This window comes from Rhodococcus sp. SGAir0479, from assembly GCF_005484805.1.
In the GTDB taxonomy this organism is placed as follows: domain Bacteria; phylum Actinomycetota; class Actinomycetes; order Mycobacteriales; family Mycobacteriaceae; genus Prescottella.
The window spans coordinates 4,283,801-4,299,717 of the sequence record NZ_CP039432.1 but is presented as its reverse complement, the minus strand read 5'-3'; the positions used below and the strand labels follow the sequence as shown (position 1 = coordinate 4,299,717).

Here is a 15,917-nt window from a genome sequence, read left to right as displayed (position 1 = left end):
GCGCGCGTCTGATTCTTGGCGATGTCGTCTGAGACGTTCTCGCTCCACTTCACCTCGACGCCGTGCTGTCGGTCGAGATGCCGACCGACGCCAGATCGAGCAGTGCGCCGGTCTTAGCCGGCAGCGCGGTGGTGACGACGACCGGAACGCCCCAGACCTTCCGCGCGGTGCGGTCGACCGGGCGGCCGAGCTCGAGCTGCCCCACAGTGTCGGTGCGCGCGAGTTCGAGCGACTCCCAGTCGCCGGGCGACAGGACGAACAGGCCGGGCTCGTGGCCGGCGGTCTCTGCCTTGGTGATCGCCTGCCGGGTCGTGGTGAGCAGGTTGTTCGCGTACGCCTGCACCTGGATGCCTGAGACTCCGAGGATGCCGTCGAGCTGAGGGCTCGCGCCACTGCCGCTGAGAAACTGGCTCTCGAGCGCCACTTGCAGGCCGTACTGCAGCTCGTCGGCGACGAACTGCTCGAGGTTCGCATTGTCGGTCAGCCAGTACGAGTGCACCCGCTCCGACAGGTGCGCGACGACCTCAAGCGCGGACTCGATGTTCTTGAGACCGAGCGTCGTGGTCGGCTTGGTCGCGCCGACGGCGACGGCGACGGGGGCAGCGTCGTTCGTCCGGCCGTTCTGCCGGAGGTAGCTCTAATTCGCCGCGCGGGTGACCGCCGGGATCGCGTCGGGGAGCGACAGCGCGCGGCGGCCCTGCGCGATCGGCGACTCGGCCAGCATCGGCACCGTCGAGACGACCGCACCGGCCGGCAGCAGCGCCTTCGCGCCGCTCGGCTGCTCGTAGGTCATCCCCCCTCGGCGATCTTCGACACCATGCCACTGGCAGCCTTGCGGCCGAGTGCCCGGTAGCTGCGACCCTTTGCCCCGAGCGGGCCGGTACCGCTGGCGAGTTCCTGCGCGAAGTCGAAGATCTCGACGTCACGGTGCGCGGCCTTGACCTGCTTGAGCGGCTCCCCGCCGCGGGGCATCGCCGCCTTGTAGCGCGCCGCCTCGTCGGCGGTGAACTCGCGCCGCTCGGCCTGCGCCTTCTCCGCGATCTCGCGTGCCTCCTTCGTGGCGGCGTGGGCGGCTCCTGCAGGCGCTTCAGTCGCGCCTTGCTCATGAGGGACCTTCCGGTACAGCGCTGCGCACGCGCGTCGCGGGCAGCGCGAAGACTTGGGGGATTCGCCAGTTGGACGGGTTCACCGACTGGCCTTGCCAGCGCGCCCAGGCGCCTGGGGGCGGGTCGGGCTCATGTGGTGCGGTCCTGGTCTTTCAACCGCTTCCCGGGGAGCGATGCCCGTCTGCTGGCCTTGCCTGTGTCCCGTCGTGGCCGCGTCCGGCCGGGACCCGGGGGCGGGCAGGTCGAGCATCGCTTACGACCCAGGATGTTGGTCGGGGTCAGTCTACGGCCTTGCGCGCCAGTACCGCTCATCCCACATCGGCGCCGTGTCGGCAGGCACTCGAACTGTGGTGTACTCGCCGCGGGTGAGGCCGAAAACTCTCTACGCCGACTCGTGCGAGTCTTGGCGTTGCGTACCTCCACCGCCTCGTCGGCCGGCGCTTCAGCGGATGTTCGGACAAGCGTCCGCGGCGATAACTCTGGACACCTACGCGGACCTGCTCGACGACGACCTCGAGGATGTAGGCAGCACGCTTGATCAGGCACGATCGGCGGCAAGTGTGGGCAACGGCCGACTGACCACGCCGTCACCGGGCAACGAAAAAGGCTCTGACCTGGCGATCGAAACCAGATCAGAGCCTTTCCCTCTCTGCGGAAGCGGAGGGATTTGAACCCCCGGTGGGTTTTACGCCACGCTCGCTTTCAAGGCGAGTGCATTCGGCCGCTCTGCCACGCTTCCGTGGCGAATCCTAGCGGCACGGGTCCGGGTGGACGAAACCGCTCACCCGACGGCGCGGTCGCCGATGGCGGCGTCGACCTTGTCGAACACGTCGGCGACCATCTTCATCTCCGACTTGCTGAGCAGGTCGACGAGGTAGCGGCGCACACCCGCCAGGTGTGTCGGTGCGGCCTCGGAGAGGCGTCGGCGACCCTCGTCGGTGATCACCGCGAGCACCCCGCGGCCGTCCTCGACGCACTGGATGCGCTCGACCATCCCCTCGGTCTCCATCCGCCGGATCTGGTGGGTGAGCCGGCTGCGCGACGACAGCACGCCGTCGGCCAGGTCGCTCATCCGCACCGAGCCGTCGGGCGACTCCGACAGCATCACCAGGATCCGGTACTCGGCCAGGGACATGTCGTGCGCCGACTGTAACTCCCGGTTGAGGACCGCCATCAGTCGTTGACTGCCGTCGATGAAACCGCGCCACGCGCGCATTTCCTCGGCACCGAGCCACGCCACCCCGGCACCCGTGGTTACTCGAGCATCTGCTGTCACGAATGCATAGTAGTTCTACCTATCGTCCGACAGAACGCAGCGCGCTCGAATCGACCTCCGCGACGCTCTTGAACCCGGCGAGGCCCATGGTCACGTCGAGATCCGCCAACAGGATTCGCAGCGCGTGCCGGACACCCTCGGCGCCCGCCAGCCCCAGTCCGTACACCCACGGCCGCCCGTACAGCACCGCGTCGGCGCCCAGCGCGAGGGCGATCAGAACGTCTGCCCCACAACGGATTCCCGAATCCAGCAGCACCGTGGCCCGGTCCCCCACCGCGGCCGCGACCGGACCGAGCGCATCGAGCGCCGCGATCGCGCCGTCCACCTGCCGGCCGCCGTGGTTGCTGACGATCACCCCGGCGGCGCCGCCGTCGACCACAGCCTGGGCATCGTCCTCGTGGACAATGCCTTTCACCAGAACGGGGAGACCGGTCCACTCGTTTATCCGGGCGATGTCCGACGCCCGCAACACGTGGTTGCCGAACATCGACACCCAGGTGAGCACCGCGATCTGCATGGCCTCGGCACTCTCCTCCGGCGGCGCCGCCAACCGCGAGCGGAACACCGGATCGGACAGGTAGTTCGCGATGCCCTGCGCCTTGAGGAACGGCAGGTGCCCCAGTTCGAGATCCTTTGGCCGCCAGCCCATCCCCGGAGTGTCCACGGTGACGACGATGGCCTTGGCGCCGGCCTTCGCGGCCCGCTGCACCAGCGACTGCGCCAGTTCGTCGTCCGCCGGCCAGTACAGCTGGTACCACCAGTTCTCGCCCGACACCGCGCCCACGTCCTCGATGGTCGACGACGCCGCCGTCGACAGCACCGACCCGACGCCCAGCTCGGCGGCCACCTCCCCGACGATCGCCTCGCCGTGCTCGCGTACCAGACCGAGCACCCCGATCGGCGCGGTCAGCACCGGGGCCGCGAGCCGGGTCCCGAGGATGTCGACGCTCAGGTCCCGCGCGTCCGGGGCGCTGGTGCCGCGCAGCATCCGCGGTACCAGCGCGTGCCGGGTGAACGCGGCCAGGTTGGCGGCCGCGGTCCGCTCGGTGGACGCGCTGCCCGCGATGTAGGCGTACGCCTCCGCGCTCAGCTCCGCCCGGGCGCGCTGCTCGAGGCCGGCCGCGGTCATCGGCAGCTCGGGACGCGCCCCCGAGAGCCCGGTCAGGTAGATCTCGTTCTGCATGTTGCCGAAGAAGGTCACGCGGTGACGCTAGCGCGATCGGACTAGCGTCGGGGACATGTACGCGATCACGATTCCTGAGCCCGGTGGACCCGACGTGCTGTCCTGGACCGAGGTTCCCGATCCCACGCCCGGCCGCGGCGAGGTGATCGTCGAGGTGGCCGCCAGTGCCGTCAACCGCGCCGACCTGATGCAGCGGCAGGGCTTCTACCCGCCGCCGCCCGGCGCCAGCGACATCCCGGGCCTCGAATGTTCGGGGGTGATCACCGAGGTGGGCCCGGACGTCCACGGCTGGAAGGTCGGCGACCGGGTGGCGGCGCTGCTGGCCGGCGGCGGCTACGCCGAGAAGGTCGCCGTCCCGGCAGGGCAGCTGCTGCCGGTGCCGGAGGGACTGGACCTGCGGGCGGCCGCCTCGCTGCCGGAGGTGGCGTGCACGGTGTGGTCCAACCTGGTGATGGAGTGCGGTCTGCACGCCGGCCAGGTGTTGCTGGTGCACGGGGGCGGCAGCGGCATCGGCACCCACGCCATCCAGGTCGGCAAGGCTCTCGGGGCGCGGGTCGCGGTCACCGCCGGCTCCGCGGACAAGCTCGCGCGGTGCGCCGAGCTGGGCGCCGAGATCCTGATCAACTACCGCGAGGAGGACTTCGTCGAGTCCCTGCGCGAGGCCACCCGCGGGCACGGCGCCGACATCGTCCTCGACAACATGGGCGCCGCCTACCTCGACCGCAACCTCGACGCGCTGGCCGCCGACGGCCAGCTGGTGATCATCGGCATGCAGGGCGGACGCAAGGGCGAACTCGACATCGGCAAGCTGCTCGGCAAGCGCGGCCGGGTGCTCGCGACCGGGCTGCGGGGCCGCCCGCTGACCGGGCCGTCGAGCAAGGCCGAGGTGGTGGCCGCGGTGCGGGACAAGCTGTGGCCGCTGGTCGCCGACGGCATCGTCCAGCCGATCGTCCACGCGGAGCTGCCGATCACCGAGGCGCCCCGCGCCCACGAGATGCTCGACTCCCACGACACCGTCGGAAAGGTGGTGCTGAGCGTCCGCGAGGACTGAGCGCCGACCGGGTCAGCCCAGTGTCGACAGGTGCTTGACCAGCTGGGAGATCTCGTAGCGGGTGGTGTACGGCGCGAGTCCGATGGTGATCGCGCCGCCCTCGTCGTCGACGCCCAGCGCGTCGAGCAGGCGGCCCCCCACGCGGGGGCCGCTGACCGTCGCGATCCGGTTGTCCGCCAGGTGCGCGGCCACCTTGTCGGCGGGCACACCGGAGACCGTGAAGCTCAGCGTGGGCACCCGGATCGGTGACCGGCCGATGACCGTCACCTGCGGCAGCGCGTCCAGCGACCGCAGCAGGTAGTCGAACAGCTGGTCGTGGTAGCCCTGCAGCGAGCTGATGGACGTCTCGAGTCGCTGCCGGCGGGTACCGGTCGCGGTCTCCTCCAGCCCGGCCAGGTAGTCGATGGAGCTGGTGAGGCCGGCGAGCAGCGCGAATTGGTGGCCCCCGACCTCGAGCCGCTGGGGTCCGCGGGCGTGCCGGTCCAGCGACACCGCCGGGATCCGGTCCAACAGCGACGGGTCCCGGAAGACCAGCGCGCCGACCTGCGGACCGCCCCACGACGGCGCGCTGACCGCGATGACGTCGGCACCGAGGTCCTCGATGTCGATGTGCGCGTACGGGGCCGCCCCCAGCGCGTCGACCACCAGCAGCCCGCCCACCTCGTGGACGCGGTCCGCGGCGACCCGCACCGCGGGCGCCGCCCCGACGATCGGGGACGCGGCGGTGAGCGCCATCAGCCGCGTGGTGGGCTGCACCAGTTCGGCGAACTGCCAGCTGGGCAGCTCACACGTCTCGATGTCCACCTCGGCCCAGCGCACGTGGGCGCCGTACCGGCTCGCGACCCGCAGCCACGGCGCGACGTTCGCTTCGTCCTCGAGCCGGGACAGCACCAGCCCCGTGCCGAGGCCCAGCCGCGAGCTGAGCGACTCGGCGAGCCACGCGAGCAGCACCGCCCGGTCGGCACCCAGCACCACGCCCGCCGGGTCGCCGCCCACCAGATCGGCGACCGCCTCGCGGGCGGCGTCGACGATCGCGGCGCTGCGCCGGGACGACACGTGCCGGCCCGTCGACGAGGACGCCGACGCGCGGAAGGCGGTGGAGACGGCGCGCGAGACGGCGTCGGGGATCTGCATACCGGCTTGTGGATCGAGGTGGACCCAACCATCGCCCAGCGACGGGATCAGTCCCCGTACCCGGGCAACGTCGTAAGCCATGACGGACACTCTAGGTCCCTCTGTCAACACCCCGTGATTCAGATCCGACTTTACGGAACGTGCATTAGCACACGACATTTTCGCTTCCCCCGGCCCGCCCTCGCCAATCCGGTCGCCGAGCGTACAAGATGGAACCATGACGCAACCGGACAGCGAACGCGTGCTCGTGATCGGACCCGACGGCCACCCGGTCCCGCTCTCCCAGGGCGACCGGTCCGACGGGGCGCAGGCCGCCGGAGAGGGCGAGCCCAAGGACTCGCTCACCGACATGGTGGAACAGCCGGCGAAGGTCATGCGCATCGGCACGATGATCAAGCAGTTGCTCGAGGAGGTGCGGGCCGCGCCGCTCGACGACGCCAGCCGCACGCGGCTCAAGGAGATCCACAAGTCGTCGGTTCACGAGCTCGAGCAGGGCCTGGCGCCCGAACTGCGGGAGGAACTCGAGCGCCTGACGCTGCCGTTCACGGACGACTCGGTGCCCACCGACGCCGAGCTGCGGATCGCGCAGGCCCAGCTGGTCGGCTGGCTCGAGGGCCTGTTCCACGGCATCCAGACGGCACTGTTCGCCCAGCAGATGGCCGCCCGCGCGCAGCTCGAGCAGATGCGCCAGGGCGCCCTCCCGCCGGGCATGAGCATGGGTCCGCAGCACCGCCCCGGAGGTGCCGGCGACGACGGTCCGCCCTCACCGGGAACCGGTCAGTATCTGTAGCGCCGCGCCCCGGTCCGGCGGACGCGTCCGCCGCGACCGGTAGGCTCGGACCCCGTGTCAGCAGCAGCCTTGGATCACGAGCCGGCGTCCGACGCCGACACCGACACCGTTGTGTCCGATTCGCAGACGTTCCGTCGCGCGGTCAAGGACCTGCGGGACGGCTTCGCGCAGCGGGAGCTGTGGCTGAACCTGGGCTGGCAGGACATCAAGCAGCGGTACCGCCGGTCGGTGATCGGTCCGTTCTGGATCACGATCGCCACCGGTGTGCAGGCCACCGCGATGGGCATCCTGTACTCGGCGCTGCTGGGGATGTCGATCAAGGAGTTCCTGCCGTACGTCACCGTCGGCCTCATCGTGTGGGCGATGATCAGCGCGTCGATCCTCGAGGGCTCCGAGGTGTTCATCGCCAACGAGGGCCTGATCAAGCAGTTGCCGTCGGCGCTGAGCGTGCACGTCTACCGCCTGGTGTGGCGGCAGATGCTGTTCTTCGCCCACAACCTCCTGATCTACGTGATCATGCTGGTCGCGTTCGGGGTGTGGCGAAACCTGACCTGGCCCGATCTCGCCGCGATCCCGGCCCTCGCCCTGCTGGTGCTCAACGCGCTGTGGGTGTCGATCGTGTTCGGCATCTTCGCCACCCGCTACCGGGACATCGCGCCGATCCTGGGCAGCCTGACGCTCCTGCTGTTCGTGCTCACCCCGATCTTCTGGTCCACCGACGCGCTCAAGGCGCAGGGTGGGCAGGTCGCCGAGCGTGCCCGGATCGCCGAGCTCAACCCGCTCTTCCACTTTCTCGAAATCGTCCGCGCGCCGATGCTCGGCAAGGACCAGCAGGCGTACCACTGGTACATCGTGCTGGGCTTCACCGTCGTCGGTTGGGCCGTCGCGCTGTACGCGCTGCGCAAGTACCGGGCCCGCGTGGCCTACTGGGTGTAGGCCCGAGGAGCAACTGACATGACCAGCAACGTGAGCATCGAGACGCGCGGAGCGTGCGTCGACTTCCCGATCTTCGACGCCAAGTCGCGCTCGCTCAAGAAGGCGTTCCTCGGCAAGGCCGGTGGCTCCATCGGCCGCAACGACTCCGACGTCGTGGTGGTCGAGGCGCTCAAGGACATCACGCTCTCCCTCAAGGAGGGCGACCGCGTCGGACTGGTCGGCCACAACGGCGCCGGTAAGTCGACGCTGCTGCGGCTGCTGTCGGGCATCTACGAACCCACCCGCGGCAGCGCCCGCGTCCGCGGCCGCGTGGCGCCGGTCTTCGACCTCGGCGTCGGCATGGACCCGGAGATCTCGGGCTACGAGAACATCATCATCCGCGGGCTGTTCCTCGGGCAGACACGCAAGCAGATGCTCGCCAAGATGGACGAGATCGCCGAGTTCACCGAGCTGGGCGAGTACCTCGCCATGCCGCTGCGCACCTACTCCACCGGTATGCGGGTCCGCGTCGCGATGGGCGTGGTGACCAGCATCGACCCCGAGATCCTGCTGCTCGACGAGGGCATCGGCGCCGTCGACGCCGAGTTCATGAAGAAGGCGCGCACCCGCCTGCAGAAGCTGGTCGAACGCTCCGGCATCCTGGTGTTCGCCAGCCACTCCAACGAGTTCCTCGCGCAGCTGTGCGACAGCGCGATGTGGATCGACCACGGCCAGGTGCGCATGCACGGCGAGATCGAGGACGTCGTCCGCGCATACGAGGGCGACGACGCGGCCGACCACGTCCGCCAGGTGATCGCCGACATGGACAAAGAGGCGCAGGGCAGTACGAAGGCGCCGCAGTCGGAGAAGGCTTCGTGACCGAACGCATCATCGGCGTCGTCGTCACGCACAAGCGCCGCGAACTGCTCGCCCGGTCGCTGAAGGTCCTCGCCGGGCAGAGCCGGCCGCTCGACCACCTCGTCGTGGTCGACAACGCCGACGAGCCCGAGGTCCGCGAACTGGTCGAGAGCGCCGACGTCCCCACCACGTACCTGGGGTCCAAGCACAACCTCGGTGGCGCCGGCGGCTTCGCGCTGGGCATCCTGTACGCGCTGTCGCTGGGCGCGGACTGGGTGTGGTTGGCCGACGACGACGGCCGCCCCGAGGGTCCGGAGGTGCTCGCGACGCTGCTCGCGTGCGCGCAGCGGCACGGTCTGGCGGAGGTCTCCCCCGTCGTGTGCGACATCGATCAGCCGGACCGGCTCGCGTTCCCGCTGCGCCGCGGCGTCGAATGGCGCCGGTGGCGGTCCGAACTGGGCGACGACGATTTGCTGCCCGGCATCGCGTCGCTGTTCAACGGCGCGCTGTTCTCGGCCGCCGCGATCGACGCCGTCGGCGTCCCGGATCTGCGTCTGTTCGTCCGCGGCGACGAGGTGGAGGTGCACCGCCGGCTGGTCCGGTCGGGGTTGCCGTTCGGCACCTGCCTGCAGACCGCGTACGTGCACCCGGACGGCGCCGACGAGTTCAAGCCCATCCTCGGCGGGCGGATGCACACGCAGTACCCGGACAACGAGACCAAGCGCTTCTTCACCTACCGCAACCGCGGCTACCTGATGGCGCAGCCGGGCATGCGGAAACTGCTGCCGCAGGAGTACGCCCGCTTCGGCTGGTACTTCCTCGTCGACCGGCGCGACCCGAAGGGCTTCGCCGAGTGGCTGCGGCTGCAGCGGCTGGGCCGGCGGGAGCGGTTCATCCGGCCCTGATCAGGGGTGGCTGCGGTCGTATCCCCAGCCGCGGCACACCTGATCGGCAACTTCCCGCGACGGGCGTGGGGGTGCCGCGTTCGGGTCGATCGGCACCATGTCGACGATCGTGGTGGACGTGTAGCGGCCGTCCGGCAGGTAGCAGGCCACCATGCTGTCGGTGGCCTCCGCCTGGGCCTGGATCTCGTCGACGGCGGCGCCGCACGGTCGCGGCACCTTCGGCCCCCGCGCGGCGGCCGCCGCAGCCGCGGCCTCGGCCGCCCGGATCTGCTCCCACGCCTCCGGCGGCAGCGGCTTCTCCAGCTGATCCTTCGGGATCCCGGTGGTGGGATCGAGGGGTGCGACGGCCGGCCGCGGCTCCTTCACCCGGTCGTAGACCGGCGGCCACAGTTCGGCGCCGGGGACCTCCAGCCCCGCGGCGACCCGCTCCTCGGTCTCCCGGTCGAGCTGCTCGACCACGTCACACGGGACAGCGGTCGCGGCGCCCCGTGCATCGGCCACGAGGTGCACGGCGTCGACACCGGCCACGGGAACGGACTCACGCGGCCCGCTTCCACTTCCCGAAAGGACCACGGCGGCAGCGGCAATGCCTGTGGTGACGGCGACGACGCGAAGGCGGCGTCCGGCGGGGGTCGGCGTTCGGGCCATGGTTGATCAAACCACGGCCGGCGCCACGGTACGAGCATCCTGCGCCCCGCCGGTAACCCTGGCAGCATGGGGGCGGACTCGACGTTCGCACGCGAGAGGGGTTGCCGCATGTTCGATCGGTTCCGGAATTCTGCCCGGCTCAAGATGCAGCGGGCGGTGGCGGAGGTGGTCCGCGAGTCGGATCGCCAGGCGCGGATCGAGCACGAGAACAGACACGACCAGCTGCTCGCGGAGATGTCGGCCAACACCGGTGAGATGAAGCGGCTCCTCGACGAGCTCGCCCACGCCCGCGGACAGGTGGCCGCCGTGAGCGAACGCATCGACCAGCTCGAGCAGCGCACCCGCCGCGACATCACCCACGCGCTCGACATCCGCGCCACCGACGAGAGCGCGGGCTTCGTGCTCGAGCACATGCCCACGGCCCCGGTGTTCCGCCACCCCCACGACACCCTCCGGTACGGGCTGGAACTGGTGAAGGTCGACGGGCTGGCGCTCGAGTTCGGCGTCGCGAGCGGCACCACCCTGCGCATCGTCACCGAGGCATTGCAGTCCACCGGGCACGACGTGTGGGGCTTCGACGTGTGGACCGGGCTGCCCGAGGCTTGGCGCTCCGGCTTCCCGGCCGGCGAGTTCGCGCAGGACGACGTGCCGACGGTGCCCGGAGCGCAACTGGTCTCGGGGCTGTTCGAGGACACCCTCCCCGGCTTCCTCGACGAGCACCCCGGCCCGGTCGCGTTCGCGCACCTCGACGCCGACCTGTACTCGTCCACGCGCACGGTTCTCGACCTCATCGGGGACCGTCTGGTGCCGGGTTCGGTGCTGGTGTTCGACGAGTACTTCAACTACCCCGGCTGGCAGCAGCACGAGCACCGGGCGTGGACGGAGTTCGTCGACCGCACCGGCGTCCGCTTCGACTACGTCGCATACACCGCCGACCACGAGCAGGTCGTGGTCCGGCTGTGTGAATGATCCTGCGTCGGATCACTTCTCGTACAACCGCGCCCAGTTCTCCCGACTGGTCAGCTGCGGGAACTCGCGGCGGAACGCCTCGGCGACGGCCGGGGCCTCGGCGCGGAACCGCTTCATGACCCCGAGCAGACGGCCGGTCATCTCCGCGGCCAGGTCGCGGTCGAACTTGCGCTCCCGGACACCGGACTGCGACGCGTCGGTGACGAACACGTGCGCGAAGCGGCCCACGTGCCACCACTGGGCGTCCTCGAACGACACCGACACCGGGCCCGGCTCGAGCCGTTCCCGCGCCTGCGTCACCACCCGCTTGGCGAGGACCGCGTCCTCGAATGCGGGCTTCGGCGGCGGATCCGCACGTCGGATCGGGACGACGGGCAGCGCCGACGCCCGCTGAGTGACGGTCTCCGGGAAGCGCTTTCGTTCGGAGTTGACCGTCGCCAGCGCCTCCTGTCCGCCGTCCGCCAGACCGGCCGGACCGTCGAGGAAGCCCTCGATCGCCCGGAGCTGGGTGTGCGCCAGCCCGTACTGCAGACTCACGATGGAACGGGTGATGTCGCGCGAGAGGTTCTTCACCAGCGCCGACGGCGCGAATCCGGGATCGAGCGCCGCCGTCACGAGGCCGTTGCGGGTACTGAAGTAGTGGGCGAACCCGTCCACGTCCTTCCAGTAGAAGTCCGCGTGCCACACCGCCGCACCCGGCAGCGTGACGGTGGGGATGCCGGCACGGCCGCACCGCAGGCCGTACTCGACGTCGTCCCACTGGAAGAACACCGGCAGCGGCAGCGCCACCCGGCGCACCGCCTCGGCCGGGATCAGGCACGACCACCAGCCGTTGTACTGCGTGTCGACCCGGCGCTCGGGCACCGACTTCAGCACGTTGTGGCTGTGGGCGCTGAACTTGTCGGTCGCCAGGCCGCGCCGCAGGTTGGTCAGATCCACCCGCTCGGCGTTGGCCAGCAGGTAGTTGGGGCTGTACAGGAACAGCATCTCGGCACCGACCAGCGCGGGCGCACTGGTGCAGTTCGCGAACGCGCCGAGCCGGAGCACGGCCTCCGGCTCGCACAGGATGTCGTCGTCCATGAGGATCACGTCGGTGTCGTCCCCCGACGCCGACGCCTCGAACAGTCCACGCGTGAAGCCGCCCGCCCCACCGAGATTCGGCTGGCGCACATAGTGCAGCCGGTCGCCGAACGCCGGCACGACGCTGCGGAACAACGCGCGCTCCTCCACCGGATCGGTGCCCTGGTCCACGACGTACACCGCGGAGAGCCGCTCCACCACGCGGGTGTCCGACGCGAGCGCGGCCACGGTGTTCGCGCAGTCGTCGGCGCGGTTGAACGTGCAGATCGCGATCGCCAGCGGGCGCGGCGCGGCGGTCGCCTCCACGCTCCACTCGATCCGGTCGAACGTCACCTCCGCGTCGAGCGCCTCGAACTCGAGCCACAGCGCCCCGCCGTCGAGGAACTGGTCGAGGGTGCTGCCGAGGGTGATCGTGCCCTCGCCCTCCGCGGTGGTCGCGGCGACGATGCGCCGGTGGCCTCCGATGTCGGAGGCGACCAGCAGCACCCGGCACGACGTGGTCGCCAGCACGCGCACGCTGACGGTCACCTCGGTGACCGCGGTCCAGCGCTGCCAGTAGCTGGCCGGGAACCGGCCGAAGAAGGTGTTGGTGTGCGCCTTGGCACCCGCATGCAGGCTGAGCGCGAACCGGTCGCGGGTGGAGCCGCCCTTCTCGACGACCGCGTAGAGCTCCTCGTTGGCTACGGGCGACGTCCCCGCGAACAGGGTGCGCTGCGCGACGAGCCGACCGGGCGCTTCCTCGAGGGAGACGGGTCGGGCACCGGACGACTTCTCTGGATCCACACCCGCAGGCTATCGCGAAGCGGCCCGCCGTCTCGCCCCGGCGGCGGATCCGACCGACCGGAACCGTCCCGTTCGCGTGCCTCCTCCGGCTTTCCACTCGCCGTCACCGCGCGGCGAGGGCCGCGGTCCGCAGGGCGGTGCGGCGGCGCCGCAGTGCCAACAGTCCCCGCGCCATCTGCACCACGTCCGCGGGCGCGATGCGGCTGGCGTGTCCGCGGTGCTCGGCGGCGAGGCGGACCGGCACCTCCACCGGACGGATCCCTGCCGACTCGACGGCGTAGTCCAACTCGGTGGTGAACAGGAAGCCCGGTTCGGTGAGATGGGGGGCGAGCGCCCGCAACAGCGCGCCGTCGACCAGGAACGTGCCCTGCGGGTCGCCCGTCCGGGTGCCCAGGATCAGCCGCCGCAGCGTCGCGAAGCCCCGGGTCAGCACCGTGCGGGCCGGGCCCCGGTCGGCCACCGAGTCCGGGTGCGCCTTGGACCCGATCACGACCGGCAGCCGGTGCCCGGCCTCCCGGTCGGCGCGCTCGGCGCCGTCGAGGTCGTCGAAGCCGAACGGCAGATCGTCCGCGGTCAGCAGGACGCGGGACCCGCGCGAGGCGAGAGCCCCGACACGGAGCGCGTTACCCATGCCCTTCGCGCTGCGCAGCGCGGCGAACGCGACCGTGGTGTCCGGGTCCCAGCCGGCGGCGAGGGCGTCGCAGACGGCTGCGGTGTCGTCGGTGGATCCGTTCTCGACGACGATGATCTCGACGGGCCGGCCGGTGAACCGCGCGGCGACCCGGCGCACCGTCGTCTCGAGGACCGCGCCGGAATTGTGGGCCGGGATCACGACGGACAGGTCGAACACTCGCATTCGCCGACCTCCGCGGTTCTCGCGTACCAGCCACGTGCACTGGCCGGAATACTACGCTCCGGAGACAGGAAAACGACCGCCGCGCAATCCCGTACGACGAGGACCGCCCGCCGTGACTTCTGAACCGACGCTGCGCCACCGCGTAACGCCGCCGCTCCTGCTGGCGGCGGTCGTCGCGGTGCTCACGGCGGTTCCGTTGCTGTCGAATCGCTGGTTCTACTACTGGGACGACAGCGCGGCGGCGTTCGCGCCGACCTGGCACACCATCGGGGAGCGGATCCTGTCCGGCTCGTGGCCGACGCTGCTGCCGGAGATGTGGGCCGGCGGCAACGTCACCGCCGAGGCGTTGTACGGCACCTACAACCCGGTACTGCTCGCCGAATCGGTTCTGGTCGCGCTCGTTCCGAGTCTCGCGATCGGCATGACGCTCGTCAAGATGCAGTTCCTCGCGCTGCTCGCGGTGGGAGTGTACGTGCTGGCCCGCCAGTACGGCGCGAACCGGGCGATGGCGTTCGTCGCCGGGCTGGCAATGCCGTTCGCGGGCTACACCCTCTACTTCGACGCGTCCACGTGGGCGTCCGGATTGATCGCGTTCGCGTGGATCCCGCACGTGTGGTGGTCGGCGCGGGCCAGCGCGGCGGGCCGGACCAATCCGCTGGTACCGATCGTGTTCGGCGTCCTGGCGATGACGTCCGGCAACCCGTACGGCGCGGTCGGGGTGGGGGTCGTGTTCGTGGCAGTGATCGCCGAGTGCGTTGCGGCACGCCGATATCCGGCTGTCCGCTCGCTCCTGGTGAGCGGGGTGGCGATCGCACTGCTCTCGCTCATCGTCTACCTGCCGCTCGTGTTCACCACCGACGTCTCGGTCCGCACCCAGACCGGCGTCAGCAACGACGGCACCCTCCGGCCGGGGCTCGGGAATCTGATCAATCTGTCCGCGTTGTCCAATCAGCCGTTCGGGCCGCTGTTCGGGTCGGCCGTCGCGACGGTGCCGTTGACGTACCTGGTGTGGTTCCTGGTGCCGCTCGCGCCGTGGATCCGGTGGGGGGCGCTGCGCCGGCTGGGCCGCAGCGCGGTCTCGCCGGCTGTGTTCGGCGGGATCTATCTGGTGCTGCTGCTGGGGCCGTCGAATCTGTGGTTGTTCCGGTGGCCCGCGCGGCTGCTCGAGTACGGCCAGCTGCCGGTGCTGGTGGTCACGGCGGTCGCGCTGTCGGCGGGGCCGGCGCGCGACCGCCGGAGGCTGCGGCTGGGCCTGACCGCGGGCCTGGTGCTGCTGCAGTTCTATCTCTCGTGGGCCGAGGTTCCCGAGGACGTCGGCATCCATCTCGCCGCGCTCGCGCTCACGGTGGTCCTCACCGGGGCCGCATTGCTCGTCGCGTTCCGGCGTCCCCGCCTGTTCGCCGGGACCCTCGCCGCGGGCATCGTGGTGGCCCAGGCCGCCCAGACTCACCTGTGGTTCACCGGCAACGACAACGTCACGCCGTGGCGGTTCCCGCGCCAGGTCGCGTTCCTCGAGGAGCACTTCGACGGCCGCTATCCGGGCACCACGTTCGTCGTCGCCCACCCCGAGAACATCGACCCGGACGACCCCACCGGACAGTGGGGCGACATCCTGTTCGGCAGCCTCTACCAGCCGGCGGGGGTGCGGGCGGTGAACAACTACGCGGGCATCAGCTTCGGCACCTTCGTCGCGGCGCTGTGCCTCAACTACTACGGCGGCGTCGAATGCCCCGACGGGGTGGATCTGCTGCGCGCCGAGGCGCCGGGCACCGGGGTGTCGTGGCTGGACGCGATGCGCATCGACACCGTCGTCGTGCAGAACAGCGGACCCTATGGCGGCACCCGCGCGCTGGACGCCCTGCCGGCCGACACCTGGGACGTCCGCGTCGAGCGCGGGGTCACCGTGGGCACCCGCACCGCCCCGCAGCCGTGGCCGGACGGCCGGCTGTCCGCGACCACGCCGGGGCTCGAGGTCACCGGCGACGTCGCCTCCACCGACACCCGCGAGACGGTCACGTACACCGGTTCCGGCACGGCGACCTTCGCGCTGCTGGCGTGGCCGGGCTGGGCGGCGTCCGTGGACGGGCGAGCGGTGGACGTCACCGAGACTCCGGGCGGGCTGCTGCAGGTGGAGCTGCCCGACAGCGGCGACTCGTCCGCCACCCTGACTCTCGAATTCGCGCCGCCGGGAAGCACACTCGGCTGGACGCTCGCGGGCGTCGGGATGCTCGTCGCCCTCGGGCAAGGGGCGGCGGTGGTGGTGCGCCGACGACGGGAACGGCACGTCGTCGGCGAGCCCGAGCCGCACCGTCCCGGCGACGCGGTGGAAGAAACCGCCTGAGCCCGTCCCACTGACCGGGTGC

The 15,917-nt window shown here is 70.8% G+C and carries 15 protein-coding genes, 1 tRNA gene and 1 pseudogene; 7 read left to right on the top strand and 10 right to left on the bottom strand.

Annotated features, from left to right (window positions below; translation table 11 throughout):
• Nucleotides 1–49: 49 nt before the first annotated feature.
• From E7742_RS19830 to E7742_RS19805, 6 genes and pseudogenes are all read right to left on the bottom strand, one after another.
• Nucleotides 50–616 (bottom strand): annotated as a pseudogene (locus E7742_RS19830) (phage major capsid protein); the annotation flags it as partial.
• A gap of 21 nt (nucleotides 617–637) precedes the next feature.
• On the bottom strand, nucleotides 638–793 hold the full coding sequence (locus E7742_RS23300) for a hypothetical protein (protein ID WP_175420540.1): 156 nt from the start codon (nucleotides 791–793) through the stop codon (nucleotides 638–640).
• A complete protein-coding gene (locus E7742_RS19825) occupies nucleotides 790–972 on the bottom strand; it encodes a hypothetical protein (protein WP_137800504.1) in 183 nt (60 codons plus the stop codon). The genes E7742_RS23300 and E7742_RS19825 overlap by 4 nt, the downstream gene beginning before the upstream one ends.
• Nucleotides 973–1,758: 786 nt before the next feature.
• Nucleotides 1,759–1,845: transfer RNA gene (locus tag E7742_RS19815), tRNA-Ser, on the bottom strand.
• Nucleotides 1,846–1,887: 42 nt separating this feature from the next.
• Nucleotides 1,888–2,322: a MarR family winged helix-turn-helix transcriptional regulator gene (locus tag E7742_RS19810; RefSeq protein WP_175420645.1), complete on the bottom strand. Its 435-nt coding sequence runs from the start codon at nucleotides 2,320–2,322 to the stop codon at nucleotides 1,888–1,890.
• A gap of 79 nt (nucleotides 2,323–2,401) precedes the next feature.
• The gene (locus E7742_RS19805; protein WP_137801318.1) at nucleotides 2,402–3,565 is read right to left on the bottom strand and encodes an alpha-hydroxy-acid oxidizing protein; all 1,164 of its coding nucleotides are present in this window, start codon (nucleotides 3,563–3,565) and stop codon (nucleotides 2,402–2,404) included.
• Nucleotides 3,566–3,620: 55 nt separating this feature from the next.
• On the opposite strand from E7742_RS19805, the gene E7742_RS19800 reads away from it, so the two are divergent.
• The gene (locus E7742_RS19800) at nucleotides 3,621–4,616 is read left to right on the top strand and encodes an NAD(P)H-quinone oxidoreductase (RefSeq protein WP_137800503.1); all 996 of its coding nucleotides are present in this window, start codon (nucleotides 3,621–3,623) and stop codon (nucleotides 4,614–4,616) included.
• A gap of 12 nt (nucleotides 4,617–4,628) precedes the next feature.
• Here the strand turns inward: E7742_RS19800 and E7742_RS19795 are convergent, their stop codons facing one another.
• Nucleotides 4,629–5,831 carry a cysteine desulfurase-like protein gene (locus E7742_RS19795; protein ID WP_137800502.1) on the bottom strand — a complete coding sequence of 401 codons (1,203 nt, stop codon included), beginning with the start codon at nucleotides 5,829–5,831 and terminating at the stop codon, nucleotides 4,629–4,631.
• Between the two features lie 136 nt (nucleotides 5,832–5,967).
• Here E7742_RS19795 and E7742_RS19790 point away from each other — a divergent pair, with 136 nt between their 5' ends.
• Genes E7742_RS19790 through glfT1 form a run of 4 tightly spaced genes read left to right on the top strand, consistent with a single transcriptional unit; the run spans nucleotide 5,968 to nucleotide 9,218 of the window.
• Nucleotides 5,968–6,540, top strand: coding sequence for a bacterial proteasome activator family protein (locus tag E7742_RS19790; protein WP_137800501.1), 573 nt, complete (start codon nucleotides 5,968–5,970; stop codon nucleotides 6,538–6,540).
• 54 nt (nucleotides 6,541–6,594) lie between these two features.
• Entirely contained in the window at nucleotides 6,595–7,476 is an 882-nt protein-coding gene (gene wzm, locus E7742_RS19785; RefSeq protein ID WP_137800500.1) for a galactan export ABC transporter permease subunit Wzm/RfbD, read from the top strand.
• Between the two features lie 18 nt (nucleotides 7,477–7,494).
• On the top strand, nucleotides 7,495–8,334 hold the full coding sequence (wzt, locus tag E7742_RS19780) for a galactan export ABC transporter ATP-binding subunit Wzt/RfbE (protein ID WP_137800499.1): 840 nt from the start codon (nucleotides 7,495–7,497) through the stop codon (nucleotides 8,332–8,334).
• Nucleotides 8,331–9,218, top strand: coding sequence for a galactofuranosyltransferase GlfT1 (gene glfT1, locus E7742_RS19775; protein WP_137800498.1), 888 nt, complete (start codon nucleotides 8,331–8,333; stop codon nucleotides 9,216–9,218). The genes wzt and glfT1 overlap by 4 nt, the downstream gene beginning before the upstream one ends.
• Here glfT1 and E7742_RS19770 read toward each other — a convergent pair whose 3' ends face one another.
• Nucleotides 9,219–9,746 carry a hypothetical protein gene (locus E7742_RS19770; RefSeq protein ID WP_137800497.1) on the bottom strand — a complete coding sequence of 176 codons (528 nt, stop codon included), beginning with the start codon at nucleotides 9,744–9,746 and terminating at the stop codon, nucleotides 9,219–9,221. It lies immediately after the preceding gene.
• A 228-nt stretch (nucleotides 9,747–9,974) separates the two neighbouring features.
• Between E7742_RS19770 and E7742_RS19765 the strand changes: the two genes are divergently transcribed.
• Nucleotides 9,975–10,835 carry a class I SAM-dependent methyltransferase gene (locus E7742_RS19765; RefSeq protein WP_137800496.1) on the top strand — a complete coding sequence of 287 codons (861 nt, stop codon included), beginning with the start codon at nucleotides 9,975–9,977 and terminating at the stop codon, nucleotides 10,833–10,835.
• Nucleotides 10,836–10,847: 12 nt separating this feature from the next.
• Here the strand turns inward: E7742_RS19765 and E7742_RS19760 are convergent, their stop codons facing one another.
• Together E7742_RS19760 and E7742_RS19755 are read right to left on the bottom strand one after the other, a co-directional pair.
• Nucleotides 10,848–12,698, bottom strand: a complete 1,851-nt coding sequence (locus E7742_RS19760) for a glycosyltransferase (protein ID WP_137800495.1) — start codon at nucleotides 12,696–12,698, stop codon at nucleotides 10,848–10,850.
• A gap of 103 nt (nucleotides 12,699–12,801) precedes the next feature.
• Nucleotides 12,802–13,554 (bottom strand): glycosyltransferase, encoded by a 753-nt coding sequence (locus E7742_RS19755; protein ID WP_137800494.1) that lies wholly within the window; start codon nucleotides 13,552–13,554, stop codon nucleotides 12,802–12,804.
• A gap of 112 nt (nucleotides 13,555–13,666) precedes the next feature.
• On the opposite strand from E7742_RS19755, the gene E7742_RS19750 reads away from it, so the two are divergent.
• On the top strand, nucleotides 13,667–15,895 hold the full coding sequence (locus tag E7742_RS19750; protein ID WP_254699078.1) for a hypothetical protein: 2,229 nt from the start codon (nucleotides 13,667–13,669) through the stop codon (nucleotides 15,893–15,895).
• Nucleotides 15,896–15,917 lie beyond the last annotated feature (22 nt).

What these genes read in the sequence shown, in the direction of transcription:
- E7742_RS23300 (WP_175420540.1), bottom strand. Translation starts at nt 793, where the DNA reads ATGACCTACGAGCAGCCGAGCGGCGCGAAGGCGCTGCTGCCGGCCGGT.
- E7742_RS19825 (WP_137800504.1), bottom strand. Translation starts at nt 972, where the DNA reads ATGCCCCGCGGCGGGGAGCCGCTCAAGCAGGTCAAGGCCGCGCACCGT.
- E7742_RS19810 (WP_175420645.1), bottom strand. Translation starts at nt 2,322, where the DNA reads ATGCGCGCGTGGCGCGGTTTCATCGACGGCAGTCAACGACTGATGGCG.
- E7742_RS19805 (WP_137801318.1), bottom strand. Translation starts at nt 3,565, where the DNA reads ATGCAGAACGAGATCTACCTGACCGGGCTCTCGGGGGCGCGTCCCGAG.
- E7742_RS19800 (WP_137800503.1), top strand. Translation starts at nt 3,621, where the DNA reads ATGTACGCGATCACGATTCCTGAGCCCGGTGGACCCGACGTGCTGTCC.
- E7742_RS19795 (WP_137800502.1), bottom strand. Translation starts at nt 5,831, where the DNA reads ATGGCTTACGACGTTGCCCGGGTACGGGGACTGATCCCGTCGCTGGGC.
- E7742_RS19790 (WP_137800501.1), top strand. Translation starts at nt 5,968, where the DNA reads ATGACGCAACCGGACAGCGAACGCGTGCTCGTGATCGGACCCGACGGC.
- wzt (WP_137800499.1), top strand. Translation starts at nt 7,495, where the DNA reads ATGACCAGCAACGTGAGCATCGAGACGCGCGGAGCGTGCGTCGACTTC.
- E7742_RS19765 (WP_137800496.1), top strand. Translation starts at nt 9,975, where the DNA reads ATGTTCGATCGGTTCCGGAATTCTGCCCGGCTCAAGATGCAGCGGGCG.
- E7742_RS19755 (WP_137800494.1), bottom strand. Translation starts at nt 13,554, where the DNA reads ATGCGAGTGTTCGACCTGTCCGTCGTGATCCCGGCCCACAATTCCGGC.